The sequence below is a fragment of the Novosphingobium sp. 9U genome (assembly GCF_902506425.1).
Classification (GTDB): domain Bacteria; phylum Pseudomonadota; class Alphaproteobacteria; order Sphingomonadales; family Sphingomonadaceae; genus Novosphingobium.
Window position 1 is genome coordinate 1 of sequence record NZ_LR732483.1, and the last position, 21,121, is coordinate 21,121.

Genomic DNA, 21,121 nt, shown 5'->3' on the forward strand with positions numbered 1-21,121 from the left:
GCATGCGCTTTGGCATCGGCATGGATACCGACCACACGCTCGAAGAGGTCGGCCAGCAGTTCTCGGTCACGCGCGAACGCATTCGTCAGATCGAGGCCAAGGCGCTGAGAAAGCTCCAGCACCCAACCAGGTCGCGTGTCATGCGTACGTTCCTGGACTAGAACGGTTTGAATACGCGAGGCACATGAGCAGGCGAGCCGACTGGTACTATCGGGGGAGCATACCGCCCCAGCTTGCATGGTGGGTGGCCGCGAGGCTGACCAGGGGTCAGCGTCCAAAAGCCTATAAACACTGCCGATTGTGTCGCTGACCAGCTGGCAGCGGCGCCAAGCGCTTGGCACATATCCGCACCTTCAAACTGAATAAAAACTCTGAGTGCGTCGCATCAAGCTTCGCTGCGATCGTGATTACGAGGGGCTGAGGTCGGAAAGGAAAGGCGGTCTGAGCGGCCGCACAGGGGTCGAGCTTCCATGTGCCGAAGCCGACCGCACGTAGACGGTTCAAGCTATTGCAGGTTGTTAAGACCCTCAATCTAATATGGAAGCATGCGCTCCGAGGTCACGTCTACGTTCTTGCAACAAAGCTTACCGCACCGGTACCTATGGCCGGTGCTGCTGCTGATCGGCACTTGTCTGGCCTCGCTTTTGGCGTTGCTGACGGTGACGACGCGAGCACAGGACGACCTTCAGCGCATCCGTGAGCAGCAGTCTATCGAACGCGCTCTGCGAACGGCCGGTGAAATGACGACGCACGACCTTCAAGATTATGCAAAATGGGACGACGCCGTTCGCCACATCACTCAACATTTTGATGCCAATTGGATGGCCGACAATGTGGTTGCCTACCTTGCAGATACACAGGGGTACTCACACGTCGTCGTGCTGGATGGGAACGACCAGCTCACCTTCGTCCAAACCCCACGTCGCGCGGACCCCGCATCCAAGCTCGTCACGAGCGTCGAATTCCGTCGATCGATCAAACGGGTCCGCGGGCTTCCGGTGGACGGTAAGCCAATCGTCAGCGGGTTCTCGCGCGTTGGCTCGGTTGTCTATATCTATGCCGTCGCGCAGATCGTGCCGCTCACCCCGAAGGTGCACCTGTCACCAGGATCCACGCATCTTCTGGCGATCGCCCGACCCATCGATCAAGCATTTCTGAGCGGCCTTTCGGAGAACCAGCACGTTCGGGAACTCTCGCTTTCGTTGCGATCAACGAGCGCGGGGGCTCGCGCCGCCATCCCGGGAAGCGACGGCAAGCCGCAGGCTTGGCTCACATGGCAGCCAGGGCGTCCCGGCGGTGAACTTCGAAGGCGGATACTTCCAGTGTTCCTCCTTGTTGGTGCACTGACCCTGGCTGCCGGAGCATTGATAGTCCGGCTTGGCGCCAGAACGATCAAGGCGCTACAACTCAGCGAAACCCATGCACGCTACCTTGCCCTACACGATCCACTTACCGGGCTGCCGAACCGTCGAGCACTGATGGAGCAGATTGAAAGTCGGGTCGGCGAGGATGTAACGCTGACATTGCTATGGCATGATCTCGACGGGTTCAAAGACGTCAACGACGTGTACGGACACGGGGCAGGGGACGCCGTACTCCGGCAAGTTCAGGAGCGCCTAACCGCCGCTTTGCCCGGCGTATTTGTCGCACGGGTCGGGGGAGACGAGTTTGCGGCGCTTTTGACGCAAGACAACATCCAAGACGCTGAGCTTGCCTCCCAAGCTGTCCTGGACGCCTTTGCACTACCATTTCTGATCGGCAGCTACCGCATCAGAATCGGCGTCAGCATTGGATGCGCTGGAGCAGAAGAAACTGACTTGCCCGCCAACGAACTTCTTAGACGCGCGGACGCGGCAATGTATGCGGCAAAGGCACAAGGAAAGGGGTGCTGTCGTACCTTCCAGTCGTCCATGGATCAGGTGCACAGATTGCGTATTAGCATGGAGAAAGATCTCGGGGAGGCAATCGCCGCTGGGGGGATCGAAGTCGTCTATCAACCCATCGTCGACGCATCGACAGGCAAAATCGTCTGCATCGAAGCATTGTCCAGGTGGAGCCATCCAAAGCATGGTATCGTCTCTCCTGACGTGTTCATCCCGCTGGCAGAGCAAGTCGGCATGATTGATGCGCTGGGCCGACACGTGCTCCGGCAAGCATGTCAGGCCGCGGCAGCGCTTCCTGTGGTACTCTCGGTCAATCTCTCGCCTGCCCAGTTCTGGGATCGTAGCCTAGTCGGCGACATTCGCGCCATCCTAGAGGACGCGAACTTCCCACCGGATCGCCTGCAAGTCGAAATCACAGAGAGCTACCTGCTCCGCCAGCCCGAGGCTGCCGCCGCGATCCTGACGCAGCTGCGGACCTTGGGCATCAAGGTTGCGTTAGATGATTTCGGGACAGGCTTCGCAAGCATCGGCTATCTGCGCCAACTGCCCCTCGACCACTTGAAGATCGACAAGCAGTTCATAGCGCCCCTTGCAACCGCGGGACAAGGGTTTGAACTCGTGAGCGCGATCAGCTCCCTCGCAGCCTCGATAGGTCTCGCGATTACGGCTGAGGGCGTCGAAACACACGAACAAGCCGCGCTCGCTCGCCTTGCGGGCTGCACACAGCTGCAAGGATGGCTGTTTGGCCGTCCAATGCCAATTTCACAGGTTTCCGAGCTGTTGCGGGAGGATGTTCAAGCCCAGCGTCATCGTGCCGCCTGAAATGTCACGGGATTGAAAGCCGGCGGCCAGCCCGCACGATCCGGTCATCGGGCCGGCGCCTCAGCCACAACTATCAAGTCCATTCTGTAGAGCCGCGTTTGATCCGGCTGTTGCTCCTTACATGGGGTAGAGTTGCTGCGTTGGACCGGGTCGACGGTCCTTAGCGTTCCGGCAAGCCAGCTGCACGACTGCACGCGTGCTTTCCACCCGATCTTGGCGCCTCAGCGGCGCGTCTTGCTCGCCGGAAGCGGTCAGTCTTTTAGGTGAACGAATTTCAGAAGCTCGAGGGCGGGCAGGCTTGCCTGAGTTGCCGCAGCTGGGCCACGCCGGAGCAGGACAGGGCGGCGGCTCGCGACCCAACATACGCCCTTTCGGATGCAGTGGCGGGATTGTTGGCTCACGTTAGCACCCGCAATTAGTCGGCGCGATCTTGCCTGCCTTTCCTCTGGTCTTTCAAAGACAGCGGGCTGGCGGCTCGTTTCGCTGCACCGCCCGCCGACGTTCTACCGCCCGGGTATAGCGTGGGGCCGCGCATGTTTGAATGGCTCTCGCCCACCGCTCAGCATGGTCGCGACGCTCGAACTCACCATAGAGACGAGTCTGCCGGCCTGACCAAAAGCCCGCGTCCCTTTCGACTTGTCTCAATCGCGTCTGGCGAACGGTTATATAAGAGCCAGTAAAGCTTCGCTCAACCCAGACTGCGTCGGACATACTCTCGATGGTCGCAGTGAGCGGCACAGAAGAAGGTGCACCCGCTTCTTTAAGCGCCTTCATCAGGGATAGCAGCAAACAAAGCTCATCAACTGTTGCTTGCTTATCGAGGCTGGCACGCTCGCGCATGCCCATCGCGTCTTCAAATAGCATCATCGCCCCCTATCGAAGGTCTTATATGCAAAAAGGGGTAAGTGAAAGGTTACCCCGATCAGCTGCCTGGCCTTTTGAGGAGCCCTGCCACGGGAGCTGGCACGAGCGGATCGCTGAAGTCGATCCCATGCTTCAGCCCATTGCGCCACACGACCCAGCCCGCAGTCGTCGAACCGGCGACGCTCAATTTGACGTAAGTTCCGACGATCACAGCGTGCGAAGCCTCCACACAGCAGCCCAGAGCGTTAACATCACAGATGTTTGCGCGCTCGGGGCCAAAGCTTGGGCCTTCCCACGTCGCTGTGAGCTTGGCACTTTGCCGAGCGACTCTGCGCTCATCCGGCATAAGGCTACTAGTGAGATCCTCGTTGCTCATGAGATGTCTCGGGCAAATCGCTTTGGGGCCACGGAGAAAGGATCGTAAGGGCCAAAGTCAGAGGTGGTTATCTGCAAACCTGGAACCTGCGGTTGAGGCATCTAGGCTTGCGCTTCAGTCGCGTACTCCAAATTACGAAGCCGGAACAGATGAGCCTCCCTGGCATACTCGAAGACAAACAACGTTTCCTCGTACCAGTTGAGTGCGTGTGAAATGGGGTATTTTCCAAAGGTGGGTTTCAGGGCCGAAGCGAGGCCGCTTTGCCCTTCGACACGGTAGGCGCCCAAGCTATGGCTCTGATCCGGGCACTCCGCTTTGAAGCCAAACACGCGTATCGCACCCGAGTACCCCGCAAGGCGAGCGTCAATCGCCTCCCACTCCGCCAAGGAAGCCACTCGCCTGAGCCGAACATGCGCGCCTAAGTACTCGAGATCCATGCAGATGGCTTGCCAGCAATCCGCTAATGTTCGGTGAACTAAACAGCGCCCGGCGGCTGCCAAGTACCGACGCAAAACTCAGAGGCTTACGGTCGGCAGGATTCTGGCTGCGATCCACCAAGGGGAAAGGGTTCTCGATCATCACGGCCGGGATGACCGAATGGCAGTTTGTAGGATGCGGCCGGGCGCCCCTAGATGGCCGCAAAAGGTCGCAGGGCGACCGCAAAGAACAGGACTATTCCCCTGCTGTTCTTGAAGCGCCCTTTCCGCTCATGCGGACGCAGCGGTGGGTCGACCCAGTCCTTGAGGCCTGATGTTCGCTAGTCGGGGCGCTAAGTTCGCCTCTCGGCGGCTAGTTCTGGTGAGTGCAGAACCTGAGCTGCGCTCTTTGCTGTGTCGCTCGCTTGCTAGTCTTGCCGAGTTTGTCAGAGAACATGTGACGCCCCGTACAAACCTCACGCTTGTGAAGCCAGGACCTCTCAGGATAACGGAGCACAAGAAGCGTTGTGCTCCCTCGTGCCGGCATACTGCGATTGCCGCGCACTTCGCGCATATCGTAGCTTGGTGCTGAGCGCGAGAGGCTAAAGCGGATTGCTCAGCTCATCCAGCTTCGGGAGCGGCACCGTCTAGAGTTCGGCCGGAATGCTCAACTTCATCGCTTGCCTCCGCGTCACATCGCTAACCGCGGTACCATGATCGCGAAGTAGCGCGCTTCAGCAAGCCGTAGAGCTTACCGCTATATTCTTCGAGTGCCACAAAGGACGAATTGAGATGAAGCCGCGCCGTACGCCGATCAGGCCCTCTCCTTTCTGTTTTAGACACGCGTCATTGCACTTGCCCGGCGCACGCCGAGCATGAGCGACATGCGTCCCTGCGTGAGTGGCAGGAGATCAGATCCGGTGCGATCGTGAAACATCAGCAGCTCGCGTGCGAGCCGCTGCTGGACTGACGCTCTTACACTGGCACTAGCAGGGAGGCTGAACTGAGCCGCCTGAGACTGTATAAACGCATGACGAGCGAGCTCATTGCTGCGGATGCGGTGAGCGTTTGGTCGAAACCGCTCGGCTTTCACCGAGTGTTGGCGCTTCTATTCGCACATAATTGTCGCATTGAGGAAGCAGGTTCGCGATCGCGGCAATGCCGAGCATGCCTTCACAACCAGCTACGCCAACTTCGATTGGGTATCGCAGATCACCCCCTTCCAGGATGGATCCGACTCGGCACTCAAAAAAATTGAATTTCGCGGCTTTATTGCGGTGCGCTCGCCGTAACGTCGGGGTTGAAAAAAACTTCATTCTTCAGGAAAGGATTTACACGGCACCATTTTTCTCCGGCAAACTCAGGAGAAGCCAATTGGTTGTGCCGCGAAGGTCCCGCTTACCGGTTCATTGGCTTCCTCCCATATCGGGCTGGTGCTATCCGGATCCTCTCCCGAAGCATGGTGGGCATTGTTCCTGTTTTTCGATCTGAAGCGCTTCGGCGAACAAGGCTGCTCCCCGATCCGGTGCTGTTGAGGTGGGATGGCCATTGACGCGCCGAACTTCAGCTCCAGGTTGCGTGATGGTTCCCGGTGCGTACGTCATCGTACGGACTTGGCTATGGCTTCGGCCACTCGTTACAGCGATAACAATGGCGAGGGAAGAAACCGCAGGTACTACTCACGAAGCTGCTGTCTTCTGCGGAGCCTTCGCTCTTCCTCATCAAACATAGAATATTTGCAAGATGGAGAGTTTGCCCGCCCATGGTTGATGTTGCCGAAAAGAACAAGCTCAACACGCCATGTTCACGTCCGCTACGTCACGGTGGCATACAGCGACACGTGGCGCCGTCTCAACCCCTAACTCCGTGCCAGCTGCATGAACTTGCGAACTTCTGGTCTACCCTAGATCCGATCCAAGAGGGACCGTGTGCGAGTTCCGCTGCTTAAATGTAGTGCCAACAGTTCTCCTGATCCGGTGACGGCCCAAGCTCTCTAAAGGCGACCCGAAGAGAGTTTGGTCTTCCGGACGACCTTAGAACTGCTGGCAGAGGTCAACCTTTGCCAGCCCTTCCCGAAAATGATCGATGCTGATCATCGAAAACGGAGCCGTCTGTGATGATGCAATATCGAGAAAGATCAGATCTAGACCCGCTAAACGAGCGTAAGCACGACTCGGTGTGTCCAGATGTCAAGGAATTGTGGATCCAGTTTGAGAGAGGCGATGATCTTGTCACTCGATTAAACGACACACTGCAGAGCTCTTCTGATTGTCCGAGGTCCGGACAAAAGTACCTTCGCAATCACCTTTTTGAGCTATGCGTGTGGATGGTAGCCTTCTCGTGGGTGATCTTGGGCCAGTTGGCTAACTGGGCGATCTGAAAGGTTACCTGCGGGATCCTTTCTCGTCTTTGAATGATGGTTGAGGCCTGCCGAAGTAGGCGTCGGCGAGCTTCAAATCGTTCAGGCTCTCGTGGTAACGCAGGTGTCGTAGTGCTCGACAGAGGCCTCGATCTGAGCTTCAAGGTTGCCGGACAGAAGTAGTTTGCCGGCAGGGTGCGGTTCTTCAGGTCTGGTGCGAGCGCTCGATCTTGCCTTCTTTGGGGGCATCGGGGCGCCGCCGACATGGCTAATCTCCTGGCCTCGATGTATTCCGCCAGCTCACATGCGATGTAGCTGGCGCCATTGTCGCTGAGCAACCGGGCTTGTGCCGCACTGTGGCATTGTCGCAGGCCGATGCCTTGAGAGCGAGGCCTAGCGTCTCGCTGACATCCTGGGCCCGCATCTTGGTGCACGGCTTCTACGCGGCGATGTAGCGCGAGAAGTGGCCGAGCACAGTCGGCAGGTGCATCCACCCCAACCGATGATCTGAAAATAGGTGAAGTCGGTCTGCCACATCTGGTTCGGGCGGGTGTCTTGGTGTGGAAATGATCGGCCGCTTTGATCACGACATAGGTCCGGGTTGTAATCAGGTCGTGGGCCTTGAGCAGCCGGTAAACCGTGGCTCCCGACAGGGAAGTAGCGCTGCTCGTCGGTGAAGCACACTGCCAGTTCAGCTCGGACTGTTCCAGCGCCAGCTCGATGATCTGATCGTGGATCTCGGCCGGGACGCGTTCCACACCCGGCTCGACGGCAAGGGCCGGCCCCCCGACGCCTCCGATCCGCCTTTGAGGTAGCGGTCAAACCCACGATAGAAGGTCCGGTGGGTGATACCGAGCTGGTCCAATGTGCGCTTGGCGGGCAGGTGCGACTGCTCGACATTGCGGATGATCTTGGGCTTTTCGGATGCGGAGTACCTCATGCGTCGTCGCCCCCATCCGCGATCATGCTTTTTTGAGCAGTCGGTTCCCAAGCGTCAGATCGGCGTCCCATTCCTTCAGGGCACTGGACTTGCGGCGCAGATCCTTAACCTCTTCAGTCGTGGCGGTGCGGGCGGTGTCACCGGCCAGGCGACGTTTGCCGGCTTCCATGAACTCCTTCGGCGCTATGTGATGCAGGCGTTGCGCGACGCCTTCCTTGCGACACAGCTCGGCCATGCTGTCCTCGCCGCGCAGGTGTGATTTGCGGCGAAGCTGCACCCCTTGCACACGATACATTCGGCATTGCCTTCGGTGCTGAAGGACGCTCGCCCCTAGATTTCCCGCCCTTCTTTCCTGGCTCGCTCACTGGTTTGGGCTAGACGTGGGCCAAGTCCTTCTTCCGGTTGCGCCCGACCGGCACTCTCGCCACAGTTCCGAGACGAGCAGGACGCTTCGTTGAATACGCGCGGCGTTGCAGTTGACTACTCTTCTAAGTCGCTCAAGAGCGGTTTACCAGCGGCGGTCTTGCCGGTGGCGGGGAGCGTCCATGGTAGAAGCATCAGATCGCTTCCGGCGCAGCGAGGATCGCGGCTCCACGGGGTGGTCCATCAGGGTCTATCTCGTGGCGTTGTCAGCATGCTTCGCACTGCTGCTCGTCGCTGCTGCGACCATCCTGATCCATCAGGCGGAGGCCGCGGGCCGAGCTCAGACGCAGGAGCAATTGCTCGATACCACCAGAGCCTTGTCGCAGGTCGTCGACAGCAGGCTCGGGGGCTACGAGCGCCTTCTGCGTGCAATGAGCGCGTCCGATGCGGTACGCCAGATGGACTTGGGCGAGATCGACCGACAAGCGCGCCTCGCAGTGCCAGAGCAGGATGCTTGGGTGCTGCTGAGCGATCGAAGCGGCCGTCAACTCGTCAACACACGTCGTCCTCGAGGGGCCGCGCTTCCCACCGGAGTGTTCAGTCCCGGAATTTGGCCCGAGCTGGACGCGGGCCGCTCGCGCGTCTGCAATCTCGCGAAGGGCGTGATTGAGGATCACATCCTGTGCGTGGATGTGCCCATCATGCGAAACGGGCGTGCCGAGCACGTCCTTTCTATCATCTTCCGCCCGCGCATGCTGCAGTCGATCATCTCTGCGCAGAAGATCCCGAACAGCCGGTTCGCAGCAATCCTCGATCGCAGAGGCGTGGTGGTCTGGCGCAACGTCAATCCTGGACGGTTTGTGGGCAAGCCCGCGACACCTGACATGCAGCGGCTTCTAACCAGCGCTAGCGAGGGCGTTTCCATGAGCCACTCGCTGGAGGGCGTTCCTACGGTGCTGGCATACAGTCGCTCTAGAGACAACGGATGGACCTTCATTGTTGCCGTGCAGCGCAGCGAGCTGGGCGCCGCAGCCCAGCGCGCCTTGTACAACGGCGGCCTCGTCGCAGCCTTGCTGATCGCAGTTGCGCTTCTCGTTGCTCTCAGGGGAGCCGAGCGGATACGCCGGGATGTCGCTGCCATCACTGCCGGTGCGCAGCGGATCGGCGCTGGTGAGCAGCCACAGTTCGGCCGGCGCAGTTTTTCCGAATTCGAACGTTTGGGTCACCTCATCGCCAGTGCCGTCCAAGAGCGTGACGAAAGTCGTGAGCGGTTTGCAATGGCCCAGGAAGTCGGGGGCGTTGGCTCGTGGAACTGGGATTCGGTGCACGACGAGGGGCACGTCTCGCACACGTATCGGGAAATGCATGGTCTGCAGGATCTGCGCGGGCCGCTCCGCTTCAGCCAAGTCCTGGATGCAATCCATCCTGACGACCGCGCCGGCTACCTCGAGCGATTGCAAGCCGCGACCACACGGATCGAGCCCTCAACGAACGAATACCGGGTCCTGCACGCAAACGGGACGATCCGGTGGATTGCCGCGAAGGGGCGGCCGATCTTCGATGATGCCGGACACCGGATCGGCTCGGTTGGCATCGTCCGCGACAAGACGGCGGAATACGAAGCCGAAGTGGCCCTTCGCAGACTGAACGAGCTTCTCGAACAACAAGTCGAACAACGCACTGCCGAGCGCGACCGGATGTGGGAGCTTGCCCGAGATCCCTTCGTCGTCGCCGACGAAAACGGGGTCTGGTTGGAGGCGAGTCCTGCCTGGTCGAGCCTGCTGGGTTATCCGGTCGAAGCTTTCATCGGCCGAACCTCCGAGTGGATCGAGCATCCCGACGACGTCGTCCGGACGCGCGCCGAGGACCGTCGGCTGGCCGAAGGCAAGATCACCGAGCGCTTCGAGAACCGGTTCCGTGCGAAGGATGGCAGTTACCGTTGGCTTTCGTGGAATGCGGTCCCGGAGGGCAACCGCTTCTACAGCGTCGCGCGCGATATAACCGTCGAGAAGGAGCAGGCTGAAGCTCTTCTCAAGGCCGAACAGAGCCTGCGCCAAGCCCAGAAGATGGAGTCGATCGGCCAGATCACCGGCGGTGTCGCACACGACTTCAACAATCTGCTGGTGCCGATTGTCGGCACACTCGACATTCTGCGCAACAAGGGTGGTCTCGATGCGCGCTCCGAGCGCATGATCGGCAACGCCATCGAGGCGGCGGAGCGAGCCCGAGTGCTTGTCCAGCGGCTCTTGGCATTTGCGCGGCGCCAACCGCTTACCACGCAGGCGGTGGCGGTAGCCGAGTGCCTGAACGGTATGGAGCCCTTGCTTGCGACGACACTCGGTTCGCGCATATATCTGAAGATCGAAACAGCTCCCGATCTTCCGCCAATTCAGGCGGACAAGAACCAGCTTGAACTGGCGCTATTGAACCTTGCGGTGAATGCCGGTGACGCGATGCCTGATGGCGGAACCCTGACAATCAGTGCGAGCGTTCGCGACCCCGCTCCAGACGAAGATGAAGTGCTAACTCCGGATGCCTACGTCGCGATCCAGGTAGTCGATACTGGGGCTGGTATGCCCCCGAGCGTTGTCGAAAGGGCGTTCGAGCCGTTCTTCTCAACCAAGGGCTTAGGGCGCGGCACGGGATTGGGCTTATCGATGGTCCACGGATTGATGGCGCAACTCGGTGGGAGCATCCGCATCCGGAGCGAGGTCGGAAAGGGCACAACAATCGAGTTGCTTCTGCCGATCGCGGATCAACCTGCACCATCCGGCGAAGTTCCTGATCGCGATACTACCGCGCCATTTACAGGCGGCCGTGCCCTAGTCGTTGACGACGAGGCGCTTGTGCTTGCAAGTACGGCGGACATGGTCAATGGATTGGGCTTTGACGTGGTGCAGGCGGCGTCGGCAAGCCAAGCCCTGGACATTCTCGCTAACCAGACCTTCGAGTTCTTGATCACCGATCACCTGATGCCCGGAATGACCGGCACTGAGCTCGCGCGTCTGACGGCAGAACGATACCCTGGCATGCGCACCTTGATCGTTTCAGGATATGCCGACCTGAGCGACATCGCGCCCGACTTCGATCGGCTCAGCAAGCCATTTCGCGCGGCCGAACTTGCCAAAGCGTTGGGTCGTAGCTGCCCGACCATTGAAGCAGGTATGGCGTGAGCGTCGCCGGTGCTCGTGTAGCCAAGCATCGGACCGCACCTGTAGCGTCTATAGCGACGTTCGTGCCCATTCACCTGACCAACGCTTTGCGCTACTCTGCCGCAGCTGCGGGAGCGCGGGGCTCCCTCGGGTAGATGGCTGAAGAGAATCGGATTGGTCGCGCCCTATCTCCACAAGGAAGAGCTCATCCGCTCTCTCCGCCTTTCGCCCCTTGCCTCGATCATCACTGATCCGCACCTCCCAGACAACCCGATCATGGCTGTCAACGTAGCGTTCGAGCAATTGACAGGCTATGCCGAAGCAGAGCTTATCGGTCGCAACTGCCGCATTCTTGCGGGCCCTGAGACTTCGCGCGAGAGGTCAGCGGCACTGCGACACGCGGTAGGAACCGCAACGCCGGCGCTCGTGGAGCTCGTCAACTACCGCAGGGACGGGAGCTCATTCCTCAATGCGGTCATGGTGGCGCCGCTCTTCGACGACGAAGGCCGCCTACGCTATTTTGTCGGAAGCCAGATGGAGGTAACCGAACAGCCTGGCGGCGCCCGAGCCGTCGCTGCCGAACGGGTCGCGGGCTTAACAGAGCGGCAGCGTGACGTTCTGCGCCTCGCGGCACAGGGCATGCGCAATCGTCAGATTGGAGAGATGCTCGGTGTGGCTGAGAAAACCGTCAAGATGCATCGTGTTGCCCTCTGCAAACGCCTTGAAGTTTCCACCACTGGGGAGGCGGTCCGCCTTGCCATAGAAGCCGGTCTTTGAAGCGCAGCGAGCCCTCTAAACTGGTCTCGCGTACGATCCCTATTGCACACTTGGTTCCGCCCAGTATGGACTTTGGTCTGTATGGGCGCCGGGGGGCGAGCGTAGGATCAGACCTTGTCGATGGCCGATTTCCAGAAGGATCCACCTGCCGAGACGTTCCAGCTGCTTGTCGACGCGGTTACCGATTACGCTTTGTACATGCTCGACCGCGACGGCCATATCGTAACGTGGAACGCAGGCGCCCAGCGCTTCAAAGGCTACTCCGCCGATGAGATCATCGGCGAACACTTCTCCAAGTTCTTTTTGCCCGACGACAGGCGAGACGGGCTTCCCTCGCAGATATTGAAGACGGCTGCCGAGCAAAAACGCTTCGAGATGGAAGGCTGGCGGCTGCGTAAAGACGGCACCAAGTTCCTGGCCCATGTCGTGGTCGATGCCATCCACGACGAGGGGGTTCTTGTCGGCTTTGCCAAGATCACGAGAGACATCACCGAGAAGCGCAGCCTTGAGCAGGCGACATACGATAGCGCGTTGCAGCTAAGGATGCTTGTCCAAGGCGTGCGCGACTACGCGATCTACATGCTTGACACCGATGGGCGGATCACGAGCTGGAACGCCGGTGCCAGGACGATCAAAGGCTACGAAGAAGAAGAGGTGCTGCGGCAGCACTTCTCTCTCTTCTACACCGAAGAGGACCGCGCGCGTGGCGCGCCGGAAGAAGCGTTGAGAACTGCGCTTCAGGAAGGCAAGTTCGAGGCGGAGGCTCAGCGGGTGCGTAAGGATGGGTCACTGTTCTGGGCACACGTCGTGATCGACCCAATCTACAATGAAGTTGGGGAGCACGTCGGCTTCGCCAAGATTACTCGGGACATATCCGAGCGTAAGCGGAACGAGATCGAGCTTCGGCAGACGCAGGAAGCCTTACTCCAATCACAAAAGCTTCAGGCGCTCGGCGAGCTTGCAGGTGGCATTGCCCATGACTTCAACAACCTCATGACCGTCATGCGGGGCTCGGCCGATTTCATGCTGCGCAAGCCGGACCTCCCACTCGAAAAGCGGAACCGGTATCTCAGCGTGATGCTCGAGACGGCGGAACGCGCCACCAGCTTGACGTCGCAGCTTCTCGCGTTCGCGCGTCGCCAACCGCTCGAGCCCGAGGTCATCGACCTAACCGTCAGGCTGGACGCCATGGGAGAGATGCTGCAGCGAACGCTCGGCAGCCTTTACGACCTCAAGCTTGATCTTACGCCAGCGCTATGGCCGGTTGAGATCGATCCCAGCGGCCTTGAGGCGGCGCTGCTCAACGCTGTCCTGAATGCCCGGGATGCGATGCCGAAGGGCGGACGGATCACCATCACGACCAAGAACGTCAGCCGAGCGGAAGGTGAGGGTGTAACACTTTCCATTACTGACACGGGCCAGGGCATTTTGCCTGAAACGCTCAAGCGCGTCTTTGAGCCGTTCTTCACGACCAAACCGACAGGGAAGGGCACCGGTCTGGGTCTCTCTCAGATCCACGGGTTCGCGGAACAATCAGGTGGATCAGCCCGGATCATATCCGAGGTCGGACAAGGCACTACCGTAGAGCTTTGGCTGCCAAAAACGAACAAGCAGCGGCAGAGCGGCACTGCCTCTGAGCGCGAAAGCTTGGCTTCGCTTAACTTGAAGGTCCTTGTCGTGGAGGATAGCGAGCACGTCCGCTACTTCGCGCGTCAGTTGCTGGATGATCTCGGCTGCGACGTCGTCGAGGCTTCAGACGCTGACCAGGCCTTGAAGCTTTTGAAAGGGCAGAAGGTCGATCTGGTATTTTCCGATATCGTTATGCCCGGGATGAGTGGCCTCGAGTTGGCGGAGCACATCAAAGAGAAGCATCGCGGCGTTCCGGTGCTGCTCGCCAGCGGTTACAGCAGCAAGCAGTTCATTTCTAAGGACGAACGGCAGTTCCCGATCATCCGCAAGCCTTATGAGATCGAGACTCTGGCTGCAGGCATCAATCAGCTCATCTCCCGTGCCCAAACAAAGATCGGAGCTGTCATTTGATGCTCGTGAGCGGGGCTGAGGCGGCTTCCTGCTTCTCGTATGCCTCGCCTCGCTTACAAGGATTTGGTCCGCATAGGCCTGCACAAAGATGGCTGATTTCACCTTTCGACGCCCGACCCGACGATGCGCCGCGCGTTTACTGCGATGAGTAGGAGGGGCGGTAACTGGCGAGTGTCCGGGCTGATGGGCATAAGGCGCATCATCCCGCGCCATACTGCCGCTACAAAGCAGAACCCGGGGAAGTGAACCAGGAGGCTCGCCGTGGCGAGCGCGAGCCGGTCCGGCACCAATAGCTCGAGCAGTGCTCTCGCTCGGACGCCCGCGGCAAGCGCAGCAAGGCCCGTTCGTACCCCCGCCGCCTGGGTGCGGATGGGCGCAGCGATGTCATCGTCGGCGTGGAAGTAATCGCCCGCTGGTCCCGAAAGCCTCATGCAAGACACCGCTGCAGATCCTTCCTTGCACCACCGATGCTCACATCGCCTGAGATAATAGATCTGGTCGGGCGCTCCGGATATGCTCGCCTGACGCATTTGCGCGTGTGGCCCCGAGGCACAAGCGGCTACTGTCAGGTGATCGGCATCAGCGATGGTGATCCGACCGGCCGGCGCCTCCGACCAGTTCACGAAGTGGCTCAGCATACTGTAGAGGCAATGAAACGCTTGGGCCTTTTATCTCTTCGTCGGGCGGGTCATTTATAAAGCACCAGCAACGCTTTCGAACACCTCTATCTGCCACTTGGAGGCTGATCGCGTGATGCGCGGAGATGTGGCTCAATGCAGCGTTGCCAGCGCTTCGCGGCAGTCGTCACCGCACTCGCGGCACATCGTCGCGCACAGCCGGCAATGCTCGCGGTCGTGCTTGTCGCACTCTGCAGCGCAAATGAAACACGCCTCCAGGCACGCGGTTAGCATAACCCGCACCATAGCGTCGTTATCGGACGTCTGGCGTACCGCGACCTTGGCTGCTGCGTTGCAGATTTCGGCGCAGTCGATGCATGCGCGGATGCATTGTGCCATGTTCATAGGCTCGGCCGAGCATGCATCTGCGCAGGAGGTGCAGAACAGGGCGCAGTACATTGCGTGCTTCGCGGCTTGCGCCATTGGCTCATTGGTGTGGCCCTTTGCGTCGGGGTGGAGCGCAAGCATCTTCCGAACAGACATAAGCTACCTCTCGTGTTCTGGTCTAAGCTGCGGTGATGCGCCCGTGCGCCGCAGTGTCAATGGCCTACGAGCGCTAGCGCCCGGCGCGGGCGTCGCAGGCCATCCGTTTGGCGCAATAGCGCGCGAGGGTCAGAGCCAAAACACCCCGATTATGAGCAGGACGGTGCCAACCAGCCCTATGACGACACGCCTCGGCCGCGGAAGCACATCATACAACTGGATCGCCGCAGCGACCAGCACCGTGCCGAGCAGCGCGCTCGCCCAATACATTGCCTCTCCCTCTTCGGGTCGACCATAGCATTCGCTTGCGAAACCCGAAAGACATGCGCCACGGAAAGTCCCTAATGGCAGGCTGTCGAGCATCGCGTCTGTTGGCACCTACAAGGCTGATAGAGGAGGTCCTCCCGCGGTGCTGACAGGTGAGCAGCGCTCGGACTTCATCTGGTAGGTCGAGCTGAGCTAACGTGCGTTGATCCGAAAACTTCCACGCATGAGGCCGGCCGACATTCAGACGACCAACGACGTAGCCCCAGCCAGGCGCCGCATCTTCACGGTGTCGCATCGCTCATGCTATCGTCTCACTTGCGCGCAGCGCAATCAACTAACGTGTCTTCGCACTTGCACAATGACGTATGCGTCAATAGAGAGGATGTGCCTTTCAGGCATCCTCTCCCAAACTTTTCGACAGCCCGGTCCATAGTGACCGGGCTTTTTTCTTGCCGCTCCAACATCGTTTGCTACCCCGAACCTGCGGGCGAGCCCGTGCACAATCGACATTCCGGGACCGGCATTAGAGAGGGTGCCTAGGCAGCCGGCCGGCCCCTTGTTGGGCCCACCCAGCAGCCCGTCAGAGTTATACCTAGTGCCGGAAGATCCTTGCAGGGGCGCTGCCACGACCCCCTTCCGGCCATTCAGTGGCACTCAGCCGCCTCCCAACTTCGCCCGCTCGTTCATCTCGGATTGGCGCCGCCTTCAGAGCTAAACGGGCGCACCGAACAGCGAGAAGGTGAAAGGCGGCAGACCGCCTCGAGCGATCGCTTCACCGTTCCTGAACCTTGAAAACGCTGCATCAGATTACAAGCGCGGAATGGGAACGTGCTGCCCCCGCCCGTGTTTGGTTTTTCTCGGACGTTGTAATGGACGGTGGTGCCATTGTCTCTTTTCCGTGCGCTCTTCGCGTTGATGTCGATCATCGTCTTAGGCGCCGCGTTTTACCTTCTCTGGACTTGGTACCAAGGCACTTGGATCCAGGACCCGGACGGCGATCTGCTTCGAGCACGCGATGACTGGCGGCTTTGGGTTGGCGGTGCGTTGCTGGCCTGGTCCTTCGTTGGGCGGTTCGTCACCGCGCCGCTCCTTGGAGGCAAGGACCACGACCCGCTGCGTCTTGAGCGTTCGAACGGCCAAACGCTTCGAAGCGCAACTGGCGCTGACATCTACTTCGAGGTTCACGGCGCTCTCGACGCGCCGCCGCTTATCCTTACACACGGGTGGTCGCTCGACAGCCGCATCTGGCACTATGCCAAGCGAGATCTGGCCAAGCAGTTCCGGGTGATAACGTGGGACCTCCCGGGGCTCGGAAAGTCTAGCCGGTTGGGCGCTAAGGTCGACCTGTCAACGTTCGCACAGGACCTCGCCTCGGTGTTGACACTTGCAGGTGGTAAGCCGGCCATCCTTGTGGGCCACAGCATCGGTGGGATCGTCATTCAGACTTTAGCTCGCGACCAGCCACAGCTGTTTGGCCGGAAGGTTCGCGGCATTGTCCTTCTCCATACCACCTACACAAATCCCCTCAAGACGATGATTCTCAGCGGGTTGGCGCAAGCCATTCGTTGGCCGGTGCTTGAGCCCTTGATGCGGCTGACAATCATACTTCAGCCACTTGCATGGCTGAGCTCCTGGCAGAGCTACCTGAGCGGCTCAACACACATAGGAGTTCGACTGGGCTTCGGTCGTTCAGTCACCCGATCACAACTGGACCGAACTGCCCTGTTGATGACCGAGCAGAAGCCAGCAGTGTCCGCCCGAGGTGACCTCGCGATGTTTCGCTGGGACTCTGAGGACGCGCTAGCCAGACTGCGTGTGCCCACCTTGGTGATCGGCGGCGACATGGACATCGTGACGAAGCCGAATGCCGCGAGGCACATCGCCAATAGCGCTCCTGCAAGCGAGCTGGTGATCATAAGCGGCGTGAACCACATGGGGCCGGTTGAGCGAGCAGACCTCTACCACAGGCAGATCGTCAAGTTTGCCGGGTCGTTGAGCTGAACCAAGGGATGTGATCTATGTTCTTATTCTTCTCTAATCGGTTCGGGTGCCTTGGCTCGCTGTTGCTCTCTGCAGCCGTAAGCGTGCTGATCTTGCTGGCGCTCGGCTTCATCCATCTATGAGCTTCTCATCGCGCTGACCCCTTCCGATTGGTGAGTGCGGAGAATGGCGAGGTTCGCTGCCTTCTGGCCACATGCACGAGCAATCCTGCGGCCCTCCAAGCTATGACTGCCTCAATGCCGGATGTAGCCGATGTTGACTTGGTTGATGTTCGGACCGGATATAAGTCCCGCAAATTGAGGCTGCTAGAGGGGACCTTAGTGGTTGATCATCTCCTTCGTAGGCTGAAGAGCATAGCTGACCTGGAACACGAGGATGAGATCGCGCTGCGCAGCTTGTGCGAGGGCGCGCGGCACGTCAGCGCCCACAGTGTCCTCCTTGAGGAGGGCGCACGCGCGGACAGTCTGCTCTTCCTATTAGACGGTTGGGCCTTTAGCTACAAAACGCTGCGGACTGGGAAGCGGCAGATCCTGGGTGTTCTGATCCCAGGTGACACCTGCGGCAGTGAGGTCTTTGCGTTGGAGTCGCTCGACTTTGGTGTAGCGCTTGTAACAGGCGGGACGGTCGCCATGGTGCCCGAGCAAACGTACTCGCGGATAAGGCAAGATCACCCTCAACTTGCGTTTGCGTTGGTTCGCTCAGCCGCAGTGAACGAGGTGATCCTGCGGCAATCATTGGTCAACTTGGCTTGCAAGGACGCCTACGCACGGGTCGCCCATCTCTTCTGTGAAATCTGGGAACGTTTGCGGATTGTGGCGGCAGCCGAGGGACCAGAGTACGAGTTTCCCGTAAGTCAGGGGCAGATCGCTAATATGCTGGGACTGACACCCGTTCACATCAACCGAACTCTCCGGCGCTTGCGCGAGGACGGGCTCACCACATTTAAAGGTGGGGTCCTGACGGTCCACAATATCGACAGCCTTCGGCAGCTTGCCGGTTTTGATCCCTCTTACCTCCGGCTGGGACGGACAGCGGCTGCTGAGCACCAACTGCGAAATCTTAGCGGTGCGCGTGCAGCGCCTGTTCCGGCCCCTTTGAACTTCAGCGCTCAGATCGGCTCGCTTCGAGCGTCGCTCGGATCCGAGTGGTGAGCGCATCAATGGCGAAGGCTCTGTTGATCATCGCCATGCCGGGATCAACGAAGCCGTCCGCAATGGCGGCGTTCTCGGCATAACCGGCCATAAAGAGGGTCTTCGGTTCCTCCAGCCATCCGCGTTCACTGCGCGCTCCGTCAGAGTTCTCTTGAGCGTATCGAGTAAGCCGCCTTGCTTAAATGCCGCGCTGGCGGCTCCTCCTGCCACTAGCTGGCTAAGCAAATTGATCAGGGTCGCAGGCTCTTTGCGTCGGGACATCGTGGGATCGCTTTGACCCATCGTGCCGCCCACATACAGAAATTTCTGATAGTCCCAACCAATGGGACTTTTAGCGCCATTGTGCCAGCCGGCGGGGCCCAGGCACCGCCATTGTCCGTTGCTTAGCCCCTGGCCGGATCGGCACAACTTCGCCGGGTTTTCAGACCTGCGCAACCGAGAGCGCCAGTGCCTGTTAATCGAACGGCTTACGTAGCATGGGCACGGCTTTCGTCAGGGTCACGAGCAGCAAACTTCGACCTCGGGGACCTGTCGGCGGAGTTGCGGATCCATCCTGGTGCGAACAACAAGCGGCTTGACTTGAGAATGGCTGACGACACAGCAAAGCGAGGTAACGAAGATCCTCGTTAGTCGCCGCGGCGAGGAATACGAGGTCGCTTATTTCGCTCGCAAGCACGGCATTGAGCACGAGCAAGCGCTGGCTCTCATCGAAGAGATCGGAAACGATCGAGAGAAAATTGGACCAGGCAGCCCGACTGAAGACGGCCTGACAAACAGCGTTTGGAGCGTGGAGTCGTGCAGGAGTTCGCTGCTTCGACCATCGCGACGTGGAAAAGCGGACCTCTGCAGCTTTGGCAGGGCAAGCTCTCGCCTGCATGAGTCCATTAAGCCTTGATGGTTCGATCGATCCCGCTCTCACGCGCCTGATCGTTGAATCCTCTACCGGTTTCGCGATCATACAATCGACTGCAACGTCCTGGTACCGCTGCGCGAAGTACAGGCAGTGATCGCCCGAGCCACTGGCGACCTGCAGCACGGTACCGTTTACAAGCAGCACGGTTGCAAGCACGTCGGCGATCGCATCGCGGTTTCCGGCGCGTTGCGGGTGCATGGCGCCGCGTCATGTTCCCGGGCGCCTCGGCTGCAATCCATGGCGTAGGAGCAGTCATGTGGCGAGCAGATGCCGCGGCAGGCAATCTGCGCCACCGATGTTGTGATGGTTCCACAGAGGGCTTCTCGTGAGGCGAAGCGGGCACTCACCAGGGCGCCTAGCGACGAGTTCGGTCATACTCTGCACCAAAGGCCTTTTCTCAGCGTCGTTGGGCGAGTAAGTCGCGCTGCAGCTCGCCCTGTCGCTCGAGCATCCAACCGGGATACTCGCGCTGCAATGCGCTGACCTCGTCGAGCGCGGCTAGTTCATGCGCGGTCAAGTCTATCGTGGTTGCGGCCAGGTTGTCCTCCAGCTGGTCGGGCCGCTTCGCGCCAACAATCACGCTGGTCACAGCGCGTTGGTGCAGCAGCCAGGCAAGCGCGATGCGCGCCACCGATACGCCCCGGCTCTCTGCAATCGGGCGCAGTGCTGAGATGACCGCATCGCCGCGTTTCGGCTCCACAGGCGGGAAGTTGAACGCTGTACGGCGGCCATCCGCTGGCTCCTCAGCGCTGTACTTGCCCGACAGGAAACCACCAGCCAACGGGCTCCAGACCATCAAGCCGACCTCTTCAGACAGGAGCATGGGCGCAAGCTCCCGCTCAAGTTCACGGCCTACCAAAGTGTAATAAGCCTGCAGCGAGGCGAAGCGGTGCAAGCCCAGTCGCTCGGCAATCCCGAGAGCCTTGGTAATCTGCCAGGCTGCCCAGTTCGAAACGCCAACATAGCGGACGTGGCCATGTTGCACGAGGGTATCGAGGGCCCGCAGCGTCTCCTCGATCGGTGTCACGGGATCGAAGCCGTGGATCTGGTAAAGATCGATATGGTCGAGCTGAAGGCGGTTCAGGCTGGCTTTGCAAGCATCGATCAGATGGTAACGCGACGCGCCACGGGCGTTCGGGCCGGGGCCAGTTGCACCAAAGCCCTTCGTAGCCACGACGATCTCGTCACGCTTCAGCCCGAGGTTGCGGATGGCTTGTCCGGTGATCTCCTCCGATCGGCCGCCAGCATAGACGTCGGCCGTGTCGATGAAATTGACCCCGCCCTCGACAGCTGCACGAACAAGCGCATCCGCTTCGTTCTGGCCGAGCTGTCCGATTTTCGCCCACATGTCCTCGCCGCTGCCGCCAAAAGTCATTGTGCCGAGGCAGATTTCAGACACGAACAGGCCGGTACGACCGAGAGTGTTGTAGCGCATAAAGGGAAGGCTTTCTGAGATGGTGCTGTTCACCCGTTTAACGCTCGAAGGTGGACGGGGTTCAACGAGCGGGAACGCAGATTGCGGATGTCAGGCGTAGATCGAAGAAGGCTTACCGACTCCCCTATTCAGAAGTTGGCGGACTTCGAAGGAGAGTGCTTTGGCGGCAGATGGATGCGCAACGGCGCGGTACAGAATCAGA

Annotated in this window: 12 protein-coding genes and 1 pseudogene; 7 read left to right on the top strand and 6 right to left on the bottom strand. The window is 59.8% G+C overall.

Translation table 11 applies throughout. From position 1 onward, the window contains the following. The coding region (locus tag GV044_RS13840) for a sigma factor-like helix-turn-helix DNA-binding protein (RefSeq protein WP_305778435.1) at nucleotides 1-161 on the top strand (161 nt) is incomplete at its 5' end. Nucleotides 162-608: 447 nt separating this feature from the next. Beyond that, a complete protein-coding gene (locus tag GV044_RS13845) occupies nucleotides 609-2,705 on the top strand; it encodes an EAL domain-containing protein (RefSeq protein ID WP_236554985.1) in 2,097 nt (698 codons plus the stop codon). A 1,341-nt stretch (nucleotides 2,706-4,046) separates the two neighbouring features. Here GV044_RS13845 and GV044_RS13850 read toward each other — a convergent pair. After that, nucleotides 4,047-4,274: a hypothetical protein gene (locus GV044_RS13850; protein ID WP_159871806.1), complete on the bottom strand. Its 228-nt coding sequence runs from the start codon at nucleotides 4,272-4,274 to the stop codon at nucleotides 4,047-4,049. 2,388 nt (nucleotides 4,275-6,662) lie between these two features. Continuing rightward, nucleotides 6,663-7,913: pseudogene (locus tag GV044_RS13855) on the bottom strand (DDE-type integrase/transposase/recombinase); the annotation flags it as partial. 292 nt (nucleotides 7,914-8,205) lie between these two features. Here GV044_RS13855 and GV044_RS13860 point away from each other — a divergent pair. The 3 genes from GV044_RS13860 (at nucleotide 8,206) to GV044_RS13870 (ending at nucleotide 13,992) form a co-directional block, all read left to right on the top strand. Next, nucleotides 8,206-11,196, top strand: coding sequence for a PAS domain-containing protein (locus GV044_RS13860; protein WP_159871809.1), 2,991 nt, complete (start codon nucleotides 8,206-8,208; stop codon nucleotides 11,194-11,196). 153 nt (nucleotides 11,197-11,349) lie between these two features. Next, nucleotides 11,350-11,952 (top strand): response regulator transcription factor, encoded by a 603-nt coding sequence (locus tag GV044_RS13865; RefSeq protein WP_236554986.1) that lies wholly within the window; start codon nucleotides 11,350-11,352, stop codon nucleotides 11,950-11,952. A 120-nt stretch (nucleotides 11,953-12,072) separates the two neighbouring features. Further along, complete coding sequence (locus GV044_RS13870; RefSeq protein WP_159871812.1) at nucleotides 12,073-13,992, top strand: PAS domain-containing sensor histidine kinase; 1,920 nt, start codon at nucleotides 12,073-12,075, stop codon at nucleotides 13,990-13,992. Nucleotides 13,993-14,762: 770 nt separating this feature from the next. Here GV044_RS13870 and GV044_RS13875 read toward each other — a convergent pair. Continuing rightward, nucleotides 14,763-15,092 (bottom strand): four-helix bundle copper-binding protein, encoded by a 330-nt coding sequence (locus GV044_RS13875; protein WP_236554987.1) that lies wholly within the window; start codon nucleotides 15,090-15,092, stop codon nucleotides 14,763-14,765. A gap of 1,010 nt (nucleotides 15,093-16,102) precedes the next feature. Next, nucleotides 16,103-16,345 (bottom strand): hypothetical protein, encoded by a 243-nt coding sequence (locus tag GV044_RS13880; RefSeq protein WP_159871818.1) that lies wholly within the window; start codon nucleotides 16,343-16,345, stop codon nucleotides 16,103-16,105. On the opposite strand from GV044_RS13880, the gene GV044_RS13885 reads away from it, so the two are divergent. Beyond that, complete coding sequence (locus GV044_RS13885) at nucleotides 16,335-17,420, top strand: alpha/beta fold hydrolase (protein WP_159871821.1); 1,086 nt, start codon at nucleotides 16,335-16,337, stop codon at nucleotides 17,418-17,420. The genes GV044_RS13880 and GV044_RS13885 overlap by 11 nt on opposite strands. 320 nt (nucleotides 17,421-17,740) lie before the next feature. Then, nucleotides 17,741-18,571: a Crp/Fnr family transcriptional regulator gene (locus GV044_RS13890; protein ID WP_159871824.1), complete on the top strand. Its 831-nt coding sequence runs from the start codon at nucleotides 17,741-17,743 to the stop codon at nucleotides 18,569-18,571. A 454-nt stretch (nucleotides 18,572-19,025) separates the two neighbouring features. Here GV044_RS13890 and GV044_RS22760 read toward each other — a convergent pair whose 3' ends face one another. Together GV044_RS22760 and GV044_RS13910 are read right to left on the bottom strand one after the other, a co-directional pair. Further along, entirely contained in the window at nucleotides 19,026-19,682 is a 657-nt protein-coding gene (locus GV044_RS22760) for a DUF938 domain-containing protein (protein WP_371741622.1), read from the bottom strand. A gap of 199 nt (nucleotides 19,683-19,881) precedes the next feature. Beyond that, complete coding sequence (locus tag GV044_RS13910; RefSeq protein ID WP_159871869.1) at nucleotides 19,882-20,919, bottom strand: aldo/keto reductase; 1,038 nt, start codon at nucleotides 20,917-20,919, stop codon at nucleotides 19,882-19,884. Nucleotides 20,920-21,121: the final 202 nt, after the last annotated feature.

Excerpts from the sequence above, each read along its gene's own strand:
- GV044_RS13885 (WP_159871821.1), top strand. The coding sequence starts at position 16,335 with ATGTCGATCATCGTCTTAGGCGCCGCGTTTTACCTTCTCTGGACTTGG.
- GV044_RS13870 (WP_159871812.1), top strand. The coding sequence starts at position 12,073 with ATGGCCGATTTCCAGAAGGATCCACCTGCCGAGACGTTCCAGCTGCTT.
- GV044_RS13860 (WP_159871809.1), top strand. The coding sequence starts at position 8,206 with ATGGTAGAAGCATCAGATCGCTTCCGGCGCAGCGAGGATCGCGGCTCC.
- GV044_RS22760 (WP_371741622.1), bottom strand. The coding sequence starts at position 19,682 with ATGCACCCGCAACGCGCCGGAAACCGCGATGCGATCGCCGACGTGCTT.
- GV044_RS13875 (WP_236554987.1), bottom strand. The coding sequence starts at position 15,092 with ATGGCGCAAGCCGCGAAGCACGCAATGTACTGCGCCCTGTTCTGCACC.
- GV044_RS13910 (WP_159871869.1), bottom strand. The coding sequence starts at position 20,919 with ATGCGCTACAACACTCTCGGTCGTACCGGCCTGTTCGTGTCTGAAATC.
- GV044_RS13880 (WP_159871818.1), bottom strand. The coding sequence starts at position 16,345 with ATGATCGACATCAACGCGAAGAGCGCACGGAAAAGAGACAATGGCACC.